Consider the following 21,103-nt stretch of genomic DNA (forward strand, 5'->3'; position numbering starts at 1 on the left):
ACGGCCGGTGAGTGCCAGCTCATCATAAGCACTCTCGACCCGAGAGTGCTAACTCTCGACCCGGGGCCGAGGCCGACAGGTCGGGAAACAGTCGATCAGCGAACGCTCGATCAGCCGTCGTTCCCGCCCTCACCCTCCTGGCCTCCGCTTCCCGGCTCAGTCACGGCCACGAAGGTGATGCGCGATTCGTACTCATCGCTCTGTCGGGCCTCCCCGGCACCGACCTCCTGGGCCAGGGCCTGGGCGGTCTCGGCATCGGCCTCGTCGCGGTAGAACACCACCGGCTCCTGCTGCACGTTGTCGGCGGTGCCGATGCTCACCTGCTCCCAGCCGGAGCCCTCGAGGGAGTCGCGCCAGGCGCCGGCCATCCCGTTGATGCCGCCGGCGTTGATGACCATCACCGGGATGGAGCGATCGGGTTCGGGGGCCGGGGCCTCCTCCTCGCCCTCGGCGCCCTCCTCCTCCGCAGGAGCCTCCTCGGTGGTCTCCGATGCGGCGGGCGAGGTGGGGTCGCTGGCGCGGTCGTCGCCGTCTCTGCCCATGCCGCCGATCAGGAACAGCAGCACCAGCAGCGTCACGAAGGCCGCCGCGATGATGACGAGGTAGATGAGGTTCTGACGCCAGAACGGCTCCTCGGCGCGGTGCGCACCGTGGAACGTCGCGGCATCGGCCTCGTCGTCGAATCGATCGGGCGGGTACGGGTACTGGGTATCGGCCACGGGCCTATTAAACCCGTTCGGGCCGGCAGGGGGTGGGAGCACACGCCTGCTCAGGCCACCCTGTGGTCCGGTGCTGCGGTGGAGAGGTCGTCGGCCGAGGTGCGCCGGTCCCGCAGGCGGTTCACGAGGGCAGGGGCGGCGCGCAGTGCCGCCGGGTCGTCCAGCAGGGCGTTCAGCCGCACGTAGTAGGCGGTGCGGGACATGGCCAGCTGCTCGCGGATCACGCGCTCCTTGGTGCCCACGAAGCGGAAGGTGCGCGACTCCAGTTCGAGGATCCGCCGATCCCGCTCGGACAGCTCCTCCCCTGCGCCCTCAGAGCGGGACGGGTGATCGGAGTGCGCATCGGCGGGGGGCATGGGCCGAGCGTACGCGGGCGGCGGCTCGCTCCCGCAGCGGCGCGCCGGGCCTCGTCGAACCCCGTGGTGGGAGTCGAACCCCGTGGTGGGACACGCATCACCGCCCCGGCCAGCATGGAACACTGTCGCCATGCCGAAGCCGCTCGCCCAGATCATCGCTCCCGACTGGGCCGAGGCCCTCTCCCCCGCCGAGCAGCGGATCCATGCCCTGGGTGACTTCCTGCGCGAGGAGGCTGCCTCCGGTCGCGGGTACCTGCCACACGGCGAGCACGTGCTGAGGGCCTTCACCCGTCCTCTTGCGGAGGTGAAGGTGCTGATCGTGGGGCAGGACCCGTACCCCACTCCCGGGCATCCCATCGGGCTCTCATTCGCCGTCGAGGAGCACGTGCGTCCCCTGCCCCGCAGCCTTGCGAACATCTACTCCGAGCTGCAGGCGGATCTGGGCATCCCGCCCGCCGCGCACGGTGACCTCACCGCCTGGCAGGAGCAGGGGGTGCTGCTGCTGAACCGGGTGCTCACCGTGAGGCCCGGCTCCCCCGGGTCGCACCGCCGGCGCGGCTGGGAGGAGATCACCGAGCTCGCGATCCGTGCACTGGTGGCCCGCGGCGGGCCTCTGGTGGCGCTGCTGTGGGGGAAGGACGCCCAGTCCCTGGTGCCGATGCTGGGAGCGGTCCCCTACGTCGCGAGCCCCCACCCAAGCCCCCTGTCGGCCTCCCGCGGGTTCTTCGGTTCCAGGCCGTTCTCGCGGGTCAACGAACTGCTGGCCCAGCAGGGCGGCCAGCAGATCGACTGGCAGATTCCGCCGACCGACAGCGGCACGGCAAGCACGGACCGCGACCTCAGTCCAAGCGGCCGAAGCGCTCCAGGTTCGCCTCCTGCCCGGCGACGATCAACTGATCACCTGGGTTGAACGTGGTCTGCAGGGAGACGTACTCCCAGTCCCGCCCGGCCGGGCACCGGGCGATCAGGCGCACATCGAAGCGTTCCGCGATGCGGGCATCGGCCGCGGTGCGGTGCAGCAGACGGTTGGGGACGGGGAACAGGCCCATGGCGAACCCCCGCCCGTAGGTCACCCATTCCTCGGCCCGATCCGCGATCCGGTGCGCAACCCGTTGCCCGGTCTCACGCTGGGGCTTGATCACGTGGGCCACCCCGAGCTGGTCGAGGATCTGCGCGTGGTCTGCCGATTCTGCCTTCGCCCAGAGGTCCTCGACTCCCGCGCGCAGGAGGTGGGAGCACGCCAGCACGCTGGCTTCCAGGCGGCCGCCGACCGCGACGACCACCCGGTCGGCATCGCGCACCCCGAGCTGGGAGTGCACCTCTTCGCGGGTGATGTCCGCCCGCACCACATGGGTGAGACGCCCGTCGTGGTCCTGCACCACGGTCTCATCCTGGTCGACCCCCAGGACTTCGACCCCCAGGCGCGTCAGTTCGACCGCGAGAGCGGAGCCGAACCGGCCAAGCCCCAGCACCACGACACTGCGCACGTGGTGCTCCTCATCCTTCGGATCGCGGCGGGACAGCAGGGTTCGATGGGCCGATGGCGTTCGATTAGCCAATGAGGGGTCGCTCCTTCGGTGGTTCGTACAGCAGGGGCCGAGGCCGTAGTGCCAGGGCGGTGCCCAGGGAGATGGGGCCCACTCGCCCCACGAACATGAGCAGGGCGAGGATCAGGCAGGACGCATCGCTGAGCTGCGGAGTGATCCCGGTGGACAGGCCGGTGGTGGAGATCGCAGAGGCCACCTCGAACAGCACCCGGTCGAGGGGGTGGTCCTCCAGGGCCATCAGCGCGGCGGTGGCCCCCAGCAGCATGATCGACATCAGCCCCACCACGGTCACCACCTGCCGGTTCACCCCCTGCGGGAGCCTCTTGCCAAAGGCGATGACGTGGCTGTCGCCGCGCAGTTCGCTGCGGATGGTGAGCACCAGGATCAGCACCGTGGTGATCTTCAGGCCGCCCGCGGTCCCGGCGGGGCCACCGCCGATGAGCATGAGGATGACGGTGCTCAGCCAGGTCTCCTCCCGCATCGCGCCCACGTCCACCGCGTTGAACCCGGCCGTACGGCTGAACACCGAGTGCAGCAGGGCGTTGAGCACCTTCTGCGGCCAGTCCATCGGCCCAAGGGTGCCGGGGTTGGAGTGCTCGGTCAGCAGTGTGGTCACCAGCCCGGCCAGCAGCAGGATGGGGGTGCCTGTGAGGACGAGTTTCGTGGTCAGCGTCCAGTGCCGGGGGCCGTGCCCTCGTCGCAGCAATTCGGCGATCACGGGGAAGCCGAGCCCCCCGGCCACCACGGCCGCGGCGAGCGTCAGCGCCACCAGGGGATCGTCGGCATACCGGATCAGACTGTCACTGTGCAGGGAGAACCCGGCGTTGTTGAACGCGGAGACCGCGTGGAAGACGGCACTGCCCGCCGCTGACAGCACGGGAAGCCCATCACGCAGGGCGAAGGCGGTGAACAGGATCGCGGCCACCACCAGTTCGATGAGGAGGGAGGTGACCACGATGCCCCGCACCACCGCGCCCGCGTCGCCCAGTTCGGCATGGATCTCCCTGCCCGCGGTCACCCGTGCGCGCATGCCCAACCGACGCATCGTCACCAGTCCCAGGAGAGTGGCCAGGGTCATCACCCCGGTTCCCCCGATCTGGATCAGCAGCATGATCACCACCTGCCCGAAGGTCGTCCAATGGGCGGGGTCCAGCACCACCAGGCCCGTCACCGACATCGCCGAGACCGCCGTGAACAAGCTGTCCACCAGACCGGTCCAGGTTCCATCAGCGGAAGAGACCGGGAGCATCAGAAGAGCGGTCCCGCCCATCAGTACGGCCCCGGCCCCGGCGACCGCGATGCGGGCGGGGGAACTGCCGGGCCTTGCGAGAACCGCGTGTTGCACGGCCTGAACATACCACCGGACGGGGCCGCCGCCCACCACCGCCTCCACTACGCTGGGGCCTGCCGCGCAGACGATCGAAGGAGCAGGCTATGGCCCTGAACGCCACCCAGTTCTCGCCGCAGGGACCGGGCGTCGACTACGACCCCCACTGGTACCGAAAGGCCGTGTTCTACGAGGTGCTGGTGCGCGCCTTCGCGGACGGCAACGGCGATGGCACCGGTGATTTCAGCGGTCTGATCGATCGCCTCGACTACCTGCAGTGGCTGGGCATCGACTGCCTGTGGCTGCCGCCGTTCTTCGCCTCCCCCCTGCGCGACGGCGGGTACGACATCTCCGACTACGAGGCCGTGCTGCCCGAGTTCGGCTCGATCACGGACTTCGAGCGCCTGGTCTCCGAGGCGCACCGTCGCGGCATCCGCGTGATCATCGACCTGCCGCTGAACCACACCTCCGACAAGCACCCCTGGTTCCTGGAGTCACGCTCGGACCCGGAGGGCCCCTTCGGCGACTTCTACGTCTGGTCCGACACCGACGAGAAGTACCAGGAAGCGCGGATCATCTTCGTGGACACCGAGGAGTCGAACTGGACCTTCGACCCGGTGCGCCGCCAGTTCTTCTGGCACCGCTTCTTCTCCCACCAGCCGGATCTCAACTTCGAGAACCCCAAGGTGCGCGAGGCCGTGCTCGACGTGGTGCGCTTCTGGCTGGACAAGGGGATCGACGGGTTCCGCGCCGACGCCATCCCCTACCTGTTCGAGGAGGAGGGGACCGACGGGGAGAACCTGCCGGCCACCCACGACTTCCTGGCGGAGCTGCGGGCGTTCGTGGACGAGCACTGGCCGGGCAAGGTGATCATCGCCGAGGCCAACCAGTGGCCCCAGGACGTGGTGGAGTACTTCGGTACCGAGGACCGGCCCGAGTGCCACATGTGCTTCCACTTCCCGGTGATGCCGCGCATCTTCTACGCGCTGCGGGAGGGCTCGGCCCGCCACATCATCGACATCATGGCCGACACCCCGGAGATCCCCCCCGGCGCCCAGTGGGGCACGTTCCTGCGCAATCACGACGAGCTCACCCTGGAGATGGTCTCCCCCGAGGACCGGTCGGCGATGCTGGGCTGGTACGCCCCCGATTCGCGCATGCGGGCCAACATCGGCATCCGTCGCCGCCTGGCGCCGCTGCTGGACAACTCCCGCTCCGAGCTGGAGCTGATCCACGCCCTGCTGCTGTCCCTGCCCGGCTCCCCCTTCCTCTACTACGGCGACGAGATCGGCATGGGGGACAACATCTGGCTGGAGGACCGCGATGCGGTGCGCACGCCGATGCAGTGGACCCCGGACCGCAACGCCGGGTTCAGCGAGATCACCGATCCGGGCAAGCTGTACCTGCCGGTGATCCAGTCGCTGGTGTACCACTACTCCACCACCAACGTGGAGGCGGAGATGGCCCACTCCGGCTCGCTGCTGCACTTCGTGCGGTGGATGCTGGCGGTGCGGCGGGAGCACGAGGCCTTCGGCATGGGGGCCTACCGGAACATTCCCGCGGACTCGGACCGGGTGCTGGCCTTCACCCGCACCTACGACGGCGCCGAGAACGGCGAGGAGGCGGACTCCCACGCCGAGACCCTGCTGTGCGTGTTCAACCTGTCCTCGCAGCCGGTGACCGCGACCCTCGATCTGGGGGGCCTTGCCCGCCGCACCGTGCGCGACCTGTTCGGAGGCCATGAGTTCCCTGCCGTGAGCGAGGACGGCACCCTCACGATCATGCTGGGCTCGCACGGCTACTACTGGCTGAAGGTGCGACCGCTCTCCCCCGAGGGCGAGCCGATGACCACCACCACCGCCATGCCGGTGATCAGTGACGAGGACGCCACCAACGCCATCTGAACGCAGCACCCGGTAGAGCTGCTTGCCTGCTCAGAAGAGTGCGCAGCGAGCTGGAGGGAGGCGCCTCCCGTGCCTGGGAGGAGCCTCGGTGGCCTCCGCCCTGCATATGGTTGACTAACACAGTGAACTATCTGGGCCTCGACGCCATCGACCTGGCAGCAGTGGATTCCACCCTGGAGCGGTTCGTGCGCACACAGCAGGACTGCGGCCGGGGAGCCGGCGATCACGGGCGTTCCCTGTGGGAAGAGGTCCTCACCCACACGCGCAGTGGGAAGCGCCTGCGCTCACGCCTGGTGGTGCTGGCCGCGCAGGTCGGTGAGCGCGGGCCGTCTGCTGCGACGGCCGATGCGGTGGCCGCGGTCGCCGCCGTGTACGGGCTGCTGCACGCGGCGTTCATCCTGCACGACGACGTGATCGACCGCGACGACATGCGCTACGGGCGTCCCTCCCTGCACGCCTCGCACGCCGCGGGCGCGCGTTCGCGAGGAATGTCCGGAGAGTCAGCCATCCACCGGGGGTACTCCCGCAGCATCCTGGCCGGCGATCTGGCCCTGGCCGCCGCGTACCGTCTGCTGCTGGCCGGCACGGCTGAGGTGCAGGCCCCCGAGCGGGAGCAGCTCCAGCGGATCCTGCACGACACGGTGGTGACCACCACCCTGGGCGAGCTGCTGGACGTGGAGCTGGCCCTCGCTCCGGCAGGTGGCGATGCCGGCCCCGCCGACCTGCGCAGCGACGCGCTGCGCACCGCCGAGCTGAAGACCGCCGTGTACACGTTCCAGGCACCGCTGATGTCCGGTGCTCTGCTGGCGGGTCTTGAGACCGAGCAGGTCCAGGCCGTCGGGCGGATCGGCACCCAGCTGGGCATGGCCTACCAGCTCGAGGACGACCTGCAGGGAGTGTTCGGCGACCAGGAGAGCACCGGCAAACCCGTGGGCGGTGACCTTCGCGAGGGCAAGCACACCTACCTCATGGCCTCCGCACTGATGTCTCCTCGAGCGGCGGAGGTGCGCGAGCTGCTGGCCCGCTCGGCCGTCGCCACCGATGCAGATCTGGCCGGCATCACCGTGTCCATGCGGGAGCTGCTCACACGGTGCGGGGCCCTGGATGCGACGAGCGAGCAGATCCGGCGGCACGCCCATCAGGCACAGCAGCACATCGGACCGGCGCAGCTCCCCGATCCCCTGGGCAGCACACTGCGCCGCCTCGCCGAGGAGATCGGAGCGCCCAGGTGATCCAGCAGCCTCCCGTGCCCCATCCCCAGGCGGCCCTCGACGCCCGCGCATACACCGCTGCGGCCGTGCGTGCGGCGGACCGGGTGATCGATGCGTACTCCACCAGCTTCGGCTCCTCCACCCGGCTGCTGGGCACCCCGGTGCGGGGCCGGGTGCGGTCCGTCTACGCACTGGTGCGGGTGGCCGATGAGATCGTCGACGGCGCCGCCGAGGGGTGCGGTCTGGAACCGGATGCCATCGCCGCAGCGCTGGATGACTACGAGACGCGCACCGAACAGGCACTGGCCAGCGGGTTCAGCAGCGATCTGGTGGTGCACGCCTTCGCTCGCACCGCCCGCGCCTGCGGCATCGGCTCTGAACTGACCCGCCCGTTCTTCGCCTCCATGCGCGCGGACCTCACCGTCAGCGAGCACGATCCCTCCTCCTTCGCGCAGTACGTGTACGGCAGCGCGGAGGTGGTGGGGCTCATGTGCCTGCACGTGTTCACCACCGACCGCTCCCCCGTGCCCGTCGCCCCTTCCTCGGCGCTGCTCGAGGGCGCCCGACGCCTCGGCGCGGCCTTCCAGAAGGTGAACTTCCTGCGGGATCTGCGGGCAGACGCGGTGGGTCGCGGACGCAGCTACTTCCCCGGAGTGGACCCGGCCACCCTCACCGACCAGCAGAAGGATGAGCTGCTGATCGACATCCAGGCGGACCTCGCCGCAGCCCGGGAGGCGATCGTGCTGCTGCCGGATTCCAGTCGCACCGCGGTGCGCGCGGTCCACGACCTGTTCGCCGCTCTCACCGACCGCCTGGCCGCGACCGACGCCGAGGAGCTGCGGACGGGGCGGGTGCGCATCCCCGACGCCCAGAAGGCCGCGATCATCGCGCGGGCCGCTCTGCAGGAGCGGGGCCGTGGCCTGCGAGCGCGCAGGCCCGACGGGAGGAATCGCTGATGGCACGGGTGATCGTGATCGGTGCGGGGATCGCGGGGCTCGCCACCGCGGCCCTGCTGGCGCGGGACGGCCACCGGGTGACGGTGCTCGAGGCCCGGGATCAGCTGGGCGGTCGGGCCGGCCGCCTTACGCGAGAGGGCTTCGTGTTCGACACCGGGCCGTCCTGGTACCTGATGCCGGAGTGCTTCGAGCACTTCTTCGAGCTGCTGGGTGAGCGCATCGAGGACCACCTGGAGCTGGTGGACCTCGATCCGGCGTACCGGGTGTACGGCGAGGGGCACGCCGATCCGCTGGACGTGCGCTCGGACCGGGCCGCGGCGGTGGCACTGTTCGAGCAGGTCGAGCCCGGGGCGGGCAGGCGCCTAGAGCGGTACCTGGACTCCGCGCGGCACACCTATGAGCTGGCCACCCGGTCCTTCCTGTACACCACCTTCTCGGGGGTGCCGCTGGGCACCGCCCTGCGCTCCCTGCCGCATCTGCCGAAGCTGGGCCGGCTGCTGCTGGAGTCCCTGCACTCCCTGGTGAGCCGTACGGTCCAGGACACCCGGCTGCGGCAGATCCTGGGCTACCCGGCGGTGTTCCTGGCGGCCACGCCGCGCACCGCGCCCAGCCTGTACCACCTGATGAGCGCGATGGACCTGGAGGACGGTGTGAAGTACCCCCAAGGGGGGTTCCACCGCATCATCGAGGTGATCGCCGACCTCGCCCGTGCCGAAGGGGCCCAGATCCGCACCGGCGCGGAGGTCACCGCCATCCGCACCACCGCACCGCGCGGGCTGCCGGGCCTCAGTCGCGCCCGCGCCACCGGAGTCACGGTGCGCACCGCCGCCGGCATCGAGCAGATCGATGCGGACGTGGTGGTCTCCGCCGCGGATCTGCACCACACCGAGACCCGTCTGCTCCCGCAGGAGCTGGCCACCTATCCGCAGCGGTACTGGGATGGCCGCACCAGCGGACCCGGTGCCGTGCTGGCGCTGCTGGGTGTGGAGGGCGAGCTCCCCCAGCTGACCCACCACACGCTGCTGTTCACGAAGGACTGGGATCGCAACTTCGCCCAGATCGGGGCCGCGCAGCCCACGGTCCCGGATCCGGCCAGCATCTACGTGTGCCGCAGCTCCGCGACCGACCCCACCAGCGCCCCGGCCGGCAGCGAGAACCTGTTCGTGCTGATCCCCGTCTCCCCCGATGCTCCCACCGGCCGCGGTCTGGGCCGCGGCGGGGCCGACGGCAAAGGCGATGCCGACGTGGAGAGGGCCGTGGACCAGGCGATCGCGCAGATCAGCGACTGGGCCGGGGTGCCGGACCTGGCCGATCGGATCGTGGTGCGGCACAGCGTGGGGCCCGGCGACTTCGCGGCTGACCTGCACTCCTGGCGCGGCAACGCACTGGGCCCTGCGCACACGCTGCGGCAGTCCGCCTTCCTGCGCGGCGCCAACCGCTCCCGCCACCTGCCGAACCTGCTGTACGCCGGCGGCACCACGGTCCCCGGGGTCGGTCTGCCGATGTGCCTGATCAGCGCGGAGAACGTGCTCAAGCGCCTGCGGGGCGACCGCAGCGACGGCCCGCTGCCGCCGTCGGCCCTGCCGCGGAGCGCGCCATGATGGAGTTCGTGACCTCCTGGGCCTACCTCGCGGCGATCATCGCCTCCAGCGGCTGCATGCTGCTGCTGGACCACCGCTTCCGGCTGTACCTGTTCCGTGACCGGCGGCGAGCGCTGAGAGTGCAGGCGACCGGGGTGGGGCTGCTGCTGGTGTGGGACCTGATGTGCATCGCGCTCGGGGTGTTCGCGCGCGGCGAGGGCCCGTACCTCAGCGGCTACGAGATCGTGCCGCACCTGACGATCGAGGAGCCGTTCTTCCTGTGGTTCCTGTGCCACCTGACGATGGTGGTGGCCACGGGTGCCGATCGTCTGCTCTGCGCCCGTGCGGGCGGCAGGGACGGAGCGGCTGCCCCCGGCGCCGGCAGCGCAGGACGGACCGGAGCGGCATGACCTACCTGTACGTGAACCTGGTGGTGATGGCGGTGGCGGCCGTCGCGTCGGCCCTGGCCCTCTCGCACGTGCAGCGGCGGCGCAGACGACGTGTCCTGCTGACCTCACTGATCGCCTTCACCGTGGTGGCGGTGCTCACCGCGGTGTTCGACACGATCATGATCGCGGTGGGGCTGTTCACCTACGCCCAGGAGCACCTGATCGGCTGGCGCATCGGCCTGGCACCCATCGAGGACTTCTCCTACGTGCTGGTGGTGGCCCTGCTGCTGCCCGCGCTGTGGGCGTTCCTGCGCCGGGACCGTGATCGAACCGACCCTTTCCGAGCAGAACCGGCCGGGCATGAGCGAGAAGATCGTGACCCAGCAGAAGGAGGCCTGCGATGAACGCTCCGGCCCGCAGCAGCAGCCTGCTCTCGTCCCTGCTGCACACCTCACGCCCCCTGTCCTGGGTGAACACCGCCTACCCGTTCGCAGCGGCCATGCTGCTGACCACCGGACGCATCGACCTGCCGCTGGTGATCGGCACGCTGTTCTTCCTGATCCCCTACAACCTGGCGATGTACGGGATCAACGATGTGTTCGACTACGAGTCCGATCTGCTGAACCCCCGCAAGGGCGGCGTGGAGGGCGCGGTGGTGGACCGCAGCCACCATCGGATGATCCTGGTGGCCTGCATCGTCGCCTGCGTGCCTTTCCTCGTCTACCTGTACGCGGTCGGGACGATCGCCTCCGCGGTGGCGCTCACGGTCACCATGGTCGCGGTCGTGGCGTACAGCGCCAAGGGCCTGCGCTTCAAGGAGGTGCCGTTCCTGGACTCGGCCACCTCGGCCACCCATTTCGTGGGCCCGGCCGTGGTGGGTGCCCTGCTGCCGGACGGCCGCCTGAGTGCCTCGGCAGTGCTGGTGCTGGCGGCGTTCTTCTCCTGGTCGATGGCCAGCCAGGCCTTCGGGGCGGTGCAGGACGTGACCGCCGACCGGGCCGCCGGCCTGGGGTCGATCGCCACGGTGCTGGGTGCGCGGGCGACGGTGCTGGTGTCCATGGGGCTCTACGCCCTGGCCGCGGTGCTGCTGGTGCTTCCGTGGGAGCTGTTCTCCCTGGGAGCGGTGCTGATGCTGCCGTACATCGCCAACATCTGGCCGTTCCGCGCCCTGCCCGATGAGCGCGCGGAGAGGGCCAACGCCGGCTGGCGGCGCTTCCTGTGGCTGAACTACCTCACCGGTTTCCTGGTGACCATGCTGATCATAGCCCAGGTGCGGTGGGGCTGATCAGCCGGCCGCACCTGCCCTGAGCGCCTCCCGCGCGCGATCGTCGGCGATGTGCAGGGCGAGCCACGGGCTGACCACGAAGGGCGCAGCCTGCACCGCAGCGACCAGGTCCTCCCCAGGCAGCCAGCGTTGCTCGGCGACCTCCTCGGGGTTGGGCGCCGGCAACTGCTCCGGCTCCACCTGAAGTCGCACCACGAACACGGGGCAGATCTCATTCTCCACCACCCCGCTGGCATCGACCGCGCGGTAGCGGAACTCCGGCAGGAGCGGCTCGGGCTCCCCCAGCCACGTCGGATCGATGCACAGCTCCTGGGCGGCACGCCGGCGGATCGCATCGGCGGTGGACTCCCCGGGTGCCGGGTGCCCGCACAGCGAGTTCGTCCACACCCCCGGCCAGGTCTTCTTCGACAGGGCGCGGCGCGTCAGCAACACCCGGCCGTCATCCGCCATCAGGTGCACGGAGAAGGCCAGGTGAAGCGGGGTCCGGTCGGTGTGCACCTCGGATTTCAGCTCCGTACCCACCGCGGTGCCGTCCTCGTCCAGCAACACCACTCGCTCCGCCCCGCCGGCATCGGCAGTCTGGTCGTCGGTGCTCTCGGGCATCACAGCGGCTCCTGACTTCGCTGACTGGGTCAGCCGAACTGTAGGCCACCGTGCTGGGAACGCCGGTGCTCGCACGCACCCGCCGGCAGCACCTCACGCGGCCCCTGGGTCCTGCAGTGCTCGTGCTGCGGCCACGGTGATGGCCCTGCCGTAGGCCAGAGCCGTTCTCAGAGCTGGAGACGAGATTCGAACTCGCAACCGCCTGTTTACAAGACAGGTGCGCTACCGTTGCGCCACTCCAGCGGGATGGGGCCGGTCGATCACGACCGGCCCCGACATGCTACCGGGCCAGGTCAGCCCTGGCCGCCATCGGAGGCACCGCCACTGTCGGAGGCGCCACCGCCGTCGGACGGGGCGGGCGCGCCGCCGCCCGCGGCCCGCACGGCCTCGAGCAGGGCACCGGGGGTGGACCAGTCCTGGAACTCGGTGCCGTCGATCTCCACGTAGGGAGTGACGGAGGTCTTCTCCTGGGCGTAGCCGTTCGCCGTCTGGCGCACCCAGCCCTGGTAGGTGCGGCCGTCGATGCAGCTCTGAACGCTGTCGGAGGCACCGGCCTGCTGCGCGAACTCCCACATCTCCTCGTTGCTCAGGCCCGCGGTGCCCTGCGTGGGCTGATTGTCGAACATGGCCTGCTGGAAGGCGAGGGCGTTGTCGGGGTCGTCCTCGTACACGCACGCCAGTGCGTTGGCCGAGCGGGTGGAGAAGTCACCGGAGCTGGAGGAGCGGTCCATGATGCGACGGGGCACCAGGTGCACGGTCGCCTCCTCCTGCTCGACGATGGTCTGCAGGTCCGCGCCGTTGACCTCCTCGAAGGTGCCGCAGTGGGGGCACATGAAGTCCAGGTGGACCTCCAGCACCGGCTTGCCGGAATCGCTGGGGGCGCCCAGGGTCAGGTACCCCTGGCCCTCGGGGATTCCCTGCGGCGTCGCTACCGGGCCCTCGGGCTGCAGCGAGCGGTAGATGAGGTATCCGGCCCCGGCCAGGAGCACGAGAGCGGCGATGGTGATCACGGCGATGACCACGGAGCGCACGGTGCGCTGCCGGCGCAGCTCGGCCTGGCGCTGCTTGCGGATGGCTTCCCGCTGCGCCTCACGGCGGCTCTGCGCTGACTTCGACGACGAGGCCATTTTCTCTCCTCACCCCCGGGTGGGGCGCTGCGGATGGACGGGACGGGGGCGAGTGTAACCCCCGCAGGTCAACGTCCGAGGGGCCGGGACCACGCTCCGGGTATGCCCGGAAGGTAGCTCAGCGGCGCCAGACGGCGATGTCCTCGAGTCTGGGGCCCGCGCCGAAGGGGAAGTAGTCCACCGCCCCGCCGCGCGCAAGGATCGTCGTGACCACCGCGACCACCAGCAGCAGCAGGAGCACGGCCAGCACTGCCGACCACACCCGGTCCGGGGCGGCGGCGTCCACCATGCGATGCGCACCCGCCCGGGTGGTGCGACTGCCGATCCCCACCCAGGTGATGAGCAGGGTCACTGCCATCGCGGTCGCGAAGGCAATGCCGTCGGGCGGTGGGGCGGCGCGCAGCACGGTCCAGGCTGCGTCCACGGCGATGCCCACCAGCAGGCCCAGCAGCAGCGGGAGCAGCGCCTGGAGCGCGATCTCGACCAGGGACAGCAGCATCCGCAGGGGGACAGCAGCCCCCACGGCCCACTGCGCGCCCGATCCCGCGGCGCCGCGGAGGCGTCGCTGCGCGAGGGCCTGATGGGACCGCTCCCAAGTGCGGGCCAGGGTTCCCAGCACCAGCAGCAGCACCAGCGAGATGTATGGGGCCACGGCGGCCAGGCCGATCAGCAGCAGGTGCCCCGTCCACACCAGCAGGGGCCGGCGCGGCGGCGGGACGGGGACCGACCAGGGACCGTACGGGGTCATCTGCCCGGGCATGGCACCAGGCGCGGCCCACCCGGGCGCCGGGGGCACCTGGGCAGGGGCTTGCACTACCGGGGCATGACTGCGCATCTGCGGTGCAGGCACGACCTGGGGGCTGCGCTGCACCGGGTACCCCCCGCCGTTCCCTGGAGGCTGCGCATGCTGCGGCACCACGGGCATCTGCCGGGTCGGGGCGCCCATCACCGGCAGCACCTCGGTGGCCGGCCCGCGGTCCGGGATCGGCTCCGTTCGAGGCCCCGAAGCAGAGGGATGGTCCACCACCGGCAGCGCGGCGGTGGGCGAGTCGATCGGTTCGAGGACCTGGGTGTCGTCCGTCCCGGCGGGGATCACCTGCGTGCGGTGGAGCGATGGCGGTCCCTCAGCCGCAGGGAGCGCCTCGGTCACTCCCTCCGGGGGTGCGTGGCGATCGGCCTCATGCGCGACTGTGGGCGCCCCGCCCTCGAGGGCGGGCGCGCCCCCCACGTAGGCAGCGGTCTCACCCACCGGCGCGCCACCCACGACGGCAGCGGTCGCACCCCCCGGCGCGTCGGCCCCGCGCCCGGCGCTGCCGCCTGCCTCGGTGCCAGGCGGCACCGCGCCGGCTCCAGCGACAGGCAGCGCTGCTGTGCGACCGCCGGCCTCGAAGACCTCCGTTGGACCGGGGTCGTCGTAATGGGTGAGGTCGAGATCGGCGAGCTGCTCGAGCAGCTCCTCGGGGCGGGGCCGCTGCTCCGGATCCGCCTGCAATGCACTGCGCAGCCACCGTGCCAGTTCCGCGGGTGCGCCCTCGACGTCGATCTCGCCGCGCTCGGCGCGCAGGAACACCAGGTCCGCGCGGCCACCCCCGTACGGTTCGCGACCTGTGGCCGCGAAGGCCAGCAGGGCGGCCCACGCCCACCAGTCACCTGCCTCCCCGGTGTGGTTGGTGCGCACCACCTCGGGATCGAGGTAGGCGGCGGTGCCCATCACGAGGCCGGTGGAGGTCAAGCGCGACTCCTCGGCGGCGATGGCGATGCCGAAGTCGATGATCACCGGGTCCAGCCGGTCCCCGTCGGGGTCGAAGCCGTCCAGGTCCTCGTCGGTGGCGCCGCGCAGCAGCACATTGCTCGGCTTGAGGTCACGGTGCACCACACCGGCGGCATGGATGTCCCGCAGGGTCTCCCCCATCACCAGGCCCAGTTCGCGCACGGCCTCGGGGTGCAGCCCGCCCCGGCTGCGCACGGCGTCCTCGAGGGTGGGCCCCGGGATGAACTCGGTGACCACGAAGGCCTCGCCGGAGTCGAGCTCGGCATCGAGGATCCGCACGATGTTGTCGTTGCGCACCCGCTGCTGGGCTGCCACCTCTCGGGCCAGCCGCTCCCGGGCACGCGGATCATCGGAGATCTCGTGGCGCAGGAGCTTGACCGCGACGTCGTTGCCGTCGGCGTCCCGGCCCCGGTAGACGATCCCCATGCCCCCGGCGCCGATGCGTCCCTGGATCTCGTAGCCGGAGTCCTCAGCGAGCGCGACGAGCCGCGGATCGCGGCGCGCCGGGCGACGAGGGCGGGGATCGACCATGGTGGCCATGCTACGAGGCGGGTGCTGCGGCCGGGGTCCCGTTGCGCTCGTTCCGGCGTTCCCTCACCTCACCTGCACGGCTCCTGCACAGGGGGCCAGCCACACCCGAGCGATACCCCTGAGGGGTATAGGATCGCATCGAGGGGTTAATTCCCGCCCCGGCCTAGCGGTGCGCTCTGGTCCGCCCAAGGGGCGCGTCCCGGCCCAGCCAAAGGGCGCGCCCCGGCCTCACCGAGGAACCTGCGCCCCCACCCCACCGATACGAGACGAAGGAGCACGACATGAGCACCTCCACCTACGGACTGACCGGCCTGACCTGCGGCCACTGCGTGAACGCGGTGACGGAGGAGGTCTCCGCGATCGAGGGCGTCTCCGACGTGAAGGTCGACCTGGTCACCGGGGGCACCTCCACCCTCACGCTGACGGCTGACCGCGAGGTGTCCAAGGACGCCCTCGCGGCCGCGGTCGACGAGGCCGGCGACTACCAGCTCACCGACGCCCCCGCCTGAGGCGGGCCCGGGTTCGGCCACGGCCGCCCCTCGACCCCGCCTCCCGCACGTGAGACGATGCGCGCGCGGTGCCGCACAGCCTCGGCGCCGCGGCGCCGCGCGGCGTCGACACGCACCCGGGCACGGCCCGGCCGGCACGAAGGGGGAACCATGCGCTCGAACCTGTTCGACGCCTCGAACCAGGAGAAGCAGACCAACGACCGCTGGACGCTGCAGTCCTCGAAGATGCTGCGGTGCGCCCTGCACCCGCAGGCACCCGAGATCATCTCCGCGGCCGGAGCCATGGTCGCCTACCAGGGGCAGATGGACTTCTCGTACCAGGGCTCCGGCGGCGGCATGAAGCTGCTGAAGAAGATGGTCAGCGGGGAGGGCGCCAACATGATGCGCACCCGCGGCCACGGCGAGGTGTTCTACGCCCGCCAGGCCCACGAGATCTTCCTGATCCAGCTCGAGGGCGATGCCCTCACCCTGAACACCAAGAACCTCCTGGCCTTCGACAGCACTATCCAGTGGGACATCCGTGCCCTCGGCGGCGGCGGCATGATGGCCGGTGGTCTGTTCAACCTGTTCCTGCAGGGGCAGGGCATGGTGGCGGTGACCTCCGACGGCCCACCGATGCTGCTGGACTGCTCGCGCCAGCCCACGTACGTGGACCCGCAGGCAGCCGTGTGCTGGTCGGCGAACCTGCAGCCCCAGATCAAGAACGACTTCAAGATGGGCTCCCTGATCGGGCGCGGCTCGGGCGAGTCGTTCCAGCTGGCCTTCCACGGCCCCGGCTTCGTGGTGGTCCAGCCCTCCGAGGGCATCCCGGTCGTCGCTGCTTCCTGAGCCCCGAGCCGACCGGCGGGTCCACCACGAGCCGCCGGTCGCCATCACTGCCGCCTACGATGAACCGGTGAGCTCCTCCACCCCCCGCTCGCTCGAGGTCGAACTCGATGCCCTGGGTCCCACCGCTCTGCGCAAGGCATCCTCCGATGCCGGCGCCATGTTCGCGGCCGACGTCTCCGGTGCGGCCCCCGGGATGATCGACCCCCTGCCGATGGTGGTCACCGCTTCCGACTGGGAGCACCTGGCGGGCGGTCTGGTGCAGCGTGCACGCCTGATGGACGCGCTGTACGCGGACCTCTACGGCCCCCGCACCGTGTTCGGCTCCGATGTGGCACCCACCGCGCAGCTGCTCGACGACCCGGCCTACCTGCGCACCGCCGTGGGCATCCCCGCCCGCGGATCCCACAGCCTGTTCGCCCTCACCTGCACCGTGGGCCGCGCGGCCGACGGCGAGTGGAAGGTGATCCGCGACGAGATCGACGTCCCGCACGGGGCCGGCGCCGCCCTGGAGATGCGCCGGGTGCTGTCCCGCTGCGCCCCAGGCCTGTACCGCTCCACCGAGCTGCGCCGCCTGCACCCCTTCTTCGATCGGATCCGCGCTGCACTGGACCATCGCGGGCGCACTGACGGCGGCGCGGGCCGGGCCGTGGTGCTGATGGGGGAGGAGGAGGATCCCTTGCGGGCCTTCGACCACCACTGGTTCGCGAACCTCCTGGGCGCCCCCGTGGTCTCCGCCACCGACCTGCGCACCGGTGCCGGGTCGCTCACCCTGCGCGTACCCGGCGTGCAGGCCGATCCGGCCGAGGCCGTGGACACCCTGATCCGTCTGGCCCCCTCCGGGCAGGTGGACCCCTTGGACCTGGGCCCCACTGCCCTGCGCGGTGTGACGGGACTGGTGGAGGCTGCACGCAACGGCGACGTCGAGGTGCTCAATCCGCTGGGGGCCGGGCTGCTGGAGAACCCCGCACTGCGCAGCGCCCTGCCCGACCTGTGCCGACAGATGCTCCATGAGGACCTGGTGCTCCGCTCCGCCTCCGAGGAGAACGGCACCGCCTGGTCCCCCGTGCTGTCCTTGGACCCGAGCGGCGCGGTGGAGCCCGTCGAACGACCCGTCACCCTGCAGCTGATGGTCCTGGCCGGGCACGACGGGTACGAGGTGCTGCCCGGCGGCGTGGCCACCACCGTGGACGATGCCCCGCCCGCGGTGAAGGACGTATGGGTGCTGGTGCCGGAGTCCGACAGCGCCGGCGCAGCCGCACCGGCATCCCCCACCACCGTCAGCCGCTCGGTGCTGCCTGCGTACCCCGCGATGACCCGCTCGATCGGCTCGGACCTGTTCTGGTTCGGCCGCTACCTGGAGCGGGTGGACCTGACCGCGCGCCTGCTGCGCACCGTGCTGGACACCACCAACGATCTCGGCTCCGAGCGCGGAAGCAGTGCGCGCACCGCGCTGTCGGTGCTGCTGAGAGCCGTCACGGACGTCACCACCACCTTCCCCGGCTTCCACCGGATCGACCTGCAGGACGCCGAGGAGGTGCACACCGAGATCGCCTCCCTGCTGACCGCGGTGGACCGGCCCGGCTCCCTCGCGCAGTCGTTCTCGGCTCTCGCCCACACCACCCGCACCCTGCGGGACCTGGTCTCCGATGACATCTGGCCGGTGATCGCGCGCATGCGGGCGCGGATCCGCTCCCTGTCCCGCATGGAGTCCCAGCCGCTGGAGCCTGCCCTCACCGACATCATCGACGGCTGCCTCACCCTCTCCGGGGCCGTCACCGACTCGATGCCGCGCAACATCGGGTGGGACCTCACCGAGACCGGCCGCCGCATCGAGCGCACCCTGGGGCTGCTGGCACTGCTGCGCGCCAGCCTGGGCCACCGCAGGCCGGGAGCGTCCGAGGCGCGCATCACCCAGGCGGTCGCGGTGATCACCGAGTCCGGAGCCTCCTACCGGCGCTACTACCATGCCGCGGTCCAGCCGGAGCTGCTGCTCGAGCTGCTGCTGGCCGACGCCACCCTGCCGCGCTCGCTCGCCTTCCAGCTGGAGCGCCTGGGTGCCGGCCTGGACCGCCTGCCCGAGCCCACGCCCTCGCCCGAGCTGCGGGCGCCTCTGAGCGCACTGCGCACCCGCGTCGGCGGCTGGACGCCCCGCGACCTGCTGCGTCCGGTCGGCGATCCCGCCGACGACGCTCCCACCGTGCTGCTGGACGAAGCCAGCTCCGCGATCTCCTCGCTGCGCGAACTGGCCGGTGCGCTCGAGGACGTCTACTTCCGGCCCACCGAGTCCACCGCCCCCTGGGGGTTCGACGATGTCTGAGCAGCTGCCCCCGGTCCCGCTGCGCCTGGACGACCACAGCGCGGTGGAGGCCGTCGACTACTCCGTGCACCACCTGACCTCGTACACCTACGCCAAGCCCGTCAGCCGCAACTACGGCCGAGCGCACGTGGAACCCCGGGCCACCCCCTACCAGCGAGTGCTCTCCCACGAGGTCTCCGTGGACCCTGCTCCCGCCCGGCTCAGCACGCACACCGACTTCTACGGCAACTCCTCGACCTACCTGCTGGTGGATGAGCACCACGATCACCTGGAGGTGCACTCCCGGGCACGGGTCTCCGTGGCCGAGCGGCGCTACCCCAGCGAGACCATGTCCCGCCCGTTCGAGAGCTGCCGCCCGGAGAACTGGGGCCCGCTGATGCCGGCGGCCAGCATCGACTTCACCCAGCCGTCGCCCCGGATCCGCACCGGTGGGGCGGTCGAGGAGATCGCCTCCGAGGTGTTCGTCCCCGAGCGCCCCACCGGCGAGTGCCTGGCCCACCTCACCGCGCTGATCCACACCGACTTCACCTATGACTCCGGGGCCACCACGGTGACCTCGACCCTGGAGGAGGTGCTCAGCGCCCGGCACGGCGTGTGCCAGGACTTCGCCCACGTGGGCGTGGCGGTGGCACGGTCCGCCGGGCTGGCCGCCCGGTACGTCTCGGGCTACCTGCGCACCGCGCGCAGTACCGACGGGGCGCTCGGCACCCAGCCGGACGGCGAGATGGTGGGCTCGGCCGCCTCCCACGCCTGGCTGAGCGTGCTGGTGCCCGGGACGGGCTGGGTGGACATCGATCCCACCAACCGCACCTTCGTCGATCAGCGCTTCGTGACCACCGCCTGGGGACGCGACTACACCGATGTGCCCCCGCTCAAGGGGATCGTGGTGGGTCCGCCCGGAGCCACCAGCACGCTGTCGGTCGCGGTGGGTGTGGTACCGGTGAGCACACAGGGCTGACAGGGTTCCCTCGCTCACGCAGGGCCCGCACAGCGCACCCGAGGACACGCTCGCCGTCTCGGGCTGAACGGTCTCCTTCCGCAGGTAACAGGGCGTAACCTGGATTCCTCCTGAGTACGAGAGAAGGAATCCCCCATGAGTTCACCCGCCCCCGGGCCCGGCGCCTCCGGTGCGCCGGCTCCCGCTCCCGCTCCCCCGCCCAGCACGGCGATCCCTGCACCGAAGGCTCTCGCCAAGGCGCTCGAGGACGGCATGTACGCCAAGGCGACCACGCCCTACGGCCGCATGTTCCTGCTGTCCCTGACCGGCGGCGCGTTCATCGCCTGGGGCTTCATCTACATGGTCACCTCCCAGCAGGGGATGACCGAATGGCCCACCGGCATCGCCAAGGTCCTCGGCGGTGTCGTGTTCTCCGTGGGCCTGGGACTGGTCGTGATGAGCGGATCGGACCTGTTCACCGGCACCACCATGACCGTCATGCCGTGGCTGTCCAAGCGGATCACCGCCGGCAAGATGCTCGCTCACTGGGGTATCTCCATCACCGGCAACTTCATCGGCTCCGCGCTGATGGCGCTGCTGATCCTGCTGGCCGGCGTGCACGCCTCCAATGGCGGGGCATGGGGCCTGATCACGCTGAACACCTCGCTGGCCAAGGTCTCCTACGACTGGCCGCGCGCCTTCTTCCTGGGCCTGCTGGCCAACTTCGCCGTGTGCCTCGCGGTGTGGATCGCGACCGCCGGCAAGACGGTCACCGACAAGATCCTCGCTGTGATCGGCCCGATCTCGCTGTTCGTGGCCACCGGCCTCGAGCACTCGGTGGCCAACATGTTCATGCTGCCGATGGGCCTGATGGTCAAGTACGGTGCCGGGGACGAGTTCTGGAACGGTGCCGCCGTCCAGGAGGCCGGAGTGACCGTCGATGACTTCGCCGCGCTGACGCCGCTGTCCGTGGTGTGGGACAACCTGATCCCGGTGATCCTCGGCAACATCGTCGGTGGTGCCGTGTTCGTGGGCGTCTACTTCTGGCTGGCCTACAACAAGCCGGAGACCTCCGCCGCGAAGGAAGAGGCCCGCAAGGACAGCTGACCCGGAGACAGCTGTCCCTAAGGGCAGCCTGCCCTGGTGGGCCGGGCTCCCGCCCGCCCCCGCCGCTCGACCACCATCGCGCACCCCTCGGAGCATCGG

At 70.8% G+C, this 21,103-nt stretch carries 20 protein-coding genes, 1 tRNA gene and 1 pseudogene; 14 read left to right on the plus strand and 8 right to left on the minus strand.

What is annotated here, in order from left to right; all coding sequences use genetic code 11:
- Positions 1-110: 110 nt before the first annotated feature.
- Positions 111-719, minus strand: coding sequence for a LytR C-terminal domain-containing protein (locus M3B01_RS04340; protein ID WP_193866536.1), 609 nt, complete (start codon positions 717-719; stop codon positions 111-113).
- 50 nt (positions 720-769) lie between these two features.
- Positions 770-1,075: a DUF3263 domain-containing protein gene (locus tag M3B01_RS04345; protein ID WP_259789697.1), complete on the minus strand. Its 306-nt coding sequence runs from the start codon at positions 1,073-1,075 to the stop codon at positions 770-772.
- 130 nt (positions 1,076-1,205) lie between these two features.
- On the opposite strand from M3B01_RS04345, the gene M3B01_RS04350 reads away from it, so the two are divergent.
- Positions 1,206-1,985 (plus strand): uracil-DNA glycosylase, encoded by a 780-nt coding sequence (locus tag M3B01_RS04350; protein WP_259789699.1) that lies wholly within the window; start codon positions 1,206-1,208, stop codon positions 1,983-1,985.
- Here M3B01_RS04350 and M3B01_RS04355 read toward each other — a convergent pair.
- Entirely contained in the window at positions 1,915-2,562 is a 648-nt protein-coding gene (locus tag M3B01_RS04355) for a TrkA family potassium uptake protein (RefSeq protein ID WP_259789700.1), read from the minus strand. The genes M3B01_RS04350 and M3B01_RS04355 overlap by 71 nt on opposite strands.
- A gap of 64 nt (positions 2,563-2,626) precedes the next feature.
- Positions 2,627-3,967: a TrkH family potassium uptake protein gene (locus M3B01_RS04360; protein ID WP_259789701.1), complete on the minus strand. Its 1,341-nt coding sequence runs from the start codon at positions 3,965-3,967 to the stop codon at positions 2,627-2,629.
- Positions 3,968-4,056: 89 nt separating this feature from the next.
- On the opposite strand from M3B01_RS04360, the gene treS reads away from it, so the two are divergent.
- From treS to M3B01_RS04395, 8 genes and pseudogenes are all read left to right on the plus strand, one after another.
- The gene (treS, locus tag M3B01_RS04365; protein ID WP_259789703.1) at positions 4,057-5,853 is read left to right on the plus strand and encodes a maltose alpha-D-glucosyltransferase; all 1,797 of its coding nucleotides are present in this window, start codon (positions 4,057-4,059) and stop codon (positions 5,851-5,853) included.
- Positions 5,854-5,975: 122 nt separating this feature from the next.
- Positions 5,976-7,085, plus strand: coding sequence for a polyprenyl synthetase family protein (locus M3B01_RS04370; protein ID WP_259789704.1), 1,110 nt, complete (start codon positions 5,976-5,978; stop codon positions 7,083-7,085).
- Positions 7,086-7,099: 14 nt separating this feature from the next.
- Positions 7,100-8,020: a squalene/phytoene synthase family protein gene (locus M3B01_RS04375; RefSeq protein WP_259789706.1), complete on the plus strand. Its 921-nt coding sequence runs from the start codon at positions 7,100-7,102 to the stop codon at positions 8,018-8,020.
- Positions 7,975-8,085 (plus strand): annotated as a pseudogene (locus M3B01_RS14695) (hypothetical protein); the annotation flags it as partial. The gene M3B01_RS04375 and the pseudogene M3B01_RS14695, both read left to right, overlap by 46 nt.
- Positions 8,077-9,621, plus strand: a complete 1,545-nt coding sequence (gene crtI / locus M3B01_RS04380; RefSeq protein ID WP_396123334.1) for a phytoene desaturase family protein — start codon at positions 8,077-8,079, stop codon at positions 9,619-9,621. The pseudogene M3B01_RS14695 and the gene crtI, both read left to right, overlap by 9 nt.
- Complete coding sequence (locus tag M3B01_RS04385; protein WP_311203196.1) at positions 9,618-10,010, plus strand: lycopene cyclase domain-containing protein; 393 nt, start codon at positions 9,618-9,620, stop codon at positions 10,008-10,010. The genes crtI and M3B01_RS04385 overlap by 4 nt, the downstream gene beginning before the upstream one ends.
- The gene (locus tag M3B01_RS04390) at positions 10,007-10,393 is read left to right on the plus strand and encodes a lycopene cyclase domain-containing protein (RefSeq protein WP_259789709.1); all 387 of its coding nucleotides are present in this window, start codon (positions 10,007-10,009) and stop codon (positions 10,391-10,393) included. The genes M3B01_RS04385 and M3B01_RS04390 overlap by 4 nt, the downstream gene beginning before the upstream one ends.
- Positions 10,390-11,274, plus strand: a complete 885-nt coding sequence (locus M3B01_RS04395) for a prenyltransferase (RefSeq protein ID WP_259789710.1) — start codon at positions 10,390-10,392, stop codon at positions 11,272-11,274. Before M3B01_RS04390 ends, M3B01_RS04395 begins: the two co-directional genes overlap by 4 nt.
- Here M3B01_RS04395 and idi read toward each other — a convergent pair whose 3' ends face one another.
- The 4 genes from idi to M3B01_RS04415 all read right to left on the minus strand — a co-directional run bounded on the left by idi (position 11,275) and on the right by M3B01_RS04415 (position 15,306).
- A complete protein-coding gene (gene idi, locus M3B01_RS04400) occupies positions 11,275-11,877 on the minus strand; it encodes an isopentenyl-diphosphate Delta-isomerase (protein ID WP_259789711.1) in 603 nt (200 codons plus the stop codon).
- Positions 11,878-12,048: 171 nt separating this feature from the next.
- A tRNA-Thr gene (locus M3B01_RS04405) sits at positions 12,049-12,120 on the minus strand.
- Between the two features lie 50 nt (positions 12,121-12,170).
- Complete coding sequence (locus M3B01_RS04410) at positions 12,171-13,004, minus strand: DsbA family protein (RefSeq protein WP_259789713.1); 834 nt, start codon at positions 13,002-13,004, stop codon at positions 12,171-12,173.
- A 118-nt stretch (positions 13,005-13,122) separates the two neighbouring features.
- Positions 13,123-15,306, minus strand: a complete 2,184-nt coding sequence (locus tag M3B01_RS04415) for a serine/threonine-protein kinase (RefSeq protein ID WP_259789715.1) — start codon at positions 15,304-15,306, stop codon at positions 13,123-13,125.
- A 281-nt stretch (positions 15,307-15,587) separates the two neighbouring features.
- Between M3B01_RS04415 and M3B01_RS04420 the strand changes: the two genes are divergently transcribed.
- The 5 genes from M3B01_RS04420 (at position 15,588) to M3B01_RS04440 (ending at position 21,004) form a co-directional block, all read left to right on the plus strand.
- Positions 15,588-15,815, plus strand: a complete 228-nt coding sequence (locus M3B01_RS04420; protein ID WP_259789716.1) for a heavy-metal-associated domain-containing protein — start codon at positions 15,588-15,590, stop codon at positions 15,813-15,815.
- A 150-nt stretch (positions 15,816-15,965) separates the two neighbouring features.
- Positions 15,966-16,643 carry an AIM24 family protein gene (locus M3B01_RS04425; RefSeq protein WP_193866549.1) on the plus strand — a complete coding sequence of 226 codons (678 nt, stop codon included), beginning with the start codon at positions 15,966-15,968 and terminating at the stop codon, positions 16,641-16,643.
- A 67-nt stretch (positions 16,644-16,710) separates the two neighbouring features.
- Positions 16,711-18,960 carry a circularly permuted type 2 ATP-grasp protein gene (locus M3B01_RS04430; RefSeq protein ID WP_259789719.1) on the plus strand — a complete coding sequence of 750 codons (2,250 nt, stop codon included), beginning with the start codon at positions 16,711-16,713 and terminating at the stop codon, positions 18,958-18,960.
- The gene (locus tag M3B01_RS04435; RefSeq protein ID WP_259789720.1) at positions 18,953-19,918 is read left to right on the plus strand and encodes a transglutaminase family protein; all 966 of its coding nucleotides are present in this window, start codon (positions 18,953-18,955) and stop codon (positions 19,916-19,918) included. The genes M3B01_RS04430 and M3B01_RS04435 overlap by 8 nt, the downstream gene beginning before the upstream one ends.
- Positions 19,919-20,053: 135 nt before the next feature.
- Entirely contained in the window at positions 20,054-21,004 is a 951-nt protein-coding gene (locus tag M3B01_RS04440) for a formate/nitrite transporter family protein (protein WP_259789722.1), read from the plus strand.
- Positions 21,005-21,103 lie beyond the last annotated feature (99 nt).

The organism is Brachybacterium sp. p3-SID957 (assembly GCF_025144775.1).
GTDB classification, from domain to species: Bacteria; Actinomycetota; Actinomycetes; order Actinomycetales; family Dermabacteraceae; genus Brachybacterium; species Brachybacterium epidermidis.

Excerpts from the sequence above, each read along its gene's own strand:
- M3B01_RS04410 (WP_259789713.1), bottom strand. The coding sequence starts at position 13,004 with ATGGCCTCGTCGTCGAAGTCAGCGCAGAGCCGCCGTGAGGCGCAGCGG.
- M3B01_RS04425 (WP_193866549.1), top strand. The coding sequence starts at position 15,966 with ATGCGCTCGAACCTGTTCGACGCCTCGAACCAGGAGAAGCAGACCAAC.
- M3B01_RS04350 (WP_259789699.1), top strand. The coding sequence starts at position 1,206 with ATGCCGAAGCCGCTCGCCCAGATCATCGCTCCCGACTGGGCCGAGGCC.
- M3B01_RS04420 (WP_259789716.1), top strand. The coding sequence starts at position 15,588 with ATGAGCACCTCCACCTACGGACTGACCGGCCTGACCTGCGGCCACTGC.
- M3B01_RS04390 (WP_259789709.1), top strand. The coding sequence starts at position 10,007 with ATGACCTACCTGTACGTGAACCTGGTGGTGATGGCGGTGGCGGCCGTC.
- M3B01_RS04345 (WP_259789697.1), bottom strand. The coding sequence starts at position 1,075 with ATGCCCCCCGCCGATGCGCACTCCGATCACCCGTCCCGCTCTGAGGGC.
- M3B01_RS04440 (WP_259789722.1), top strand. The coding sequence starts at position 20,054 with ATGAGTTCACCCGCCCCCGGGCCCGGCGCCTCCGGTGCGCCGGCTCCC.
- M3B01_RS04435 (WP_259789720.1), top strand. The coding sequence starts at position 18,953 with ATGTCTGAGCAGCTGCCCCCGGTCCCGCTGCGCCTGGACGACCACAGC.
- treS (WP_259789703.1), top strand. The coding sequence starts at position 4,057 with ATGGCCCTGAACGCCACCCAGTTCTCGCCGCAGGGACCGGGCGTCGAC.
- idi (WP_259789711.1), bottom strand. The coding sequence starts at position 11,877 with ATGCCCGAGAGCACCGACGACCAGACTGCCGATGCCGGCGGGGCGGAG.
- M3B01_RS04385 (WP_311203196.1), top strand. The coding sequence starts at position 9,618 with ATGATGGAGTTCGTGACCTCCTGGGCCTACCTCGCGGCGATCATCGCC.
- M3B01_RS04415 (WP_259789715.1), bottom strand. The coding sequence starts at position 15,306 with ATGGTCGATCCCCGCCCTCGTCGCCCGGCGCGCCGCGATCCGCGGCTC.
- M3B01_RS04395 (WP_259789710.1), top strand. The coding sequence starts at position 10,390 with ATGAACGCTCCGGCCCGCAGCAGCAGCCTGCTCTCGTCCCTGCTGCAC.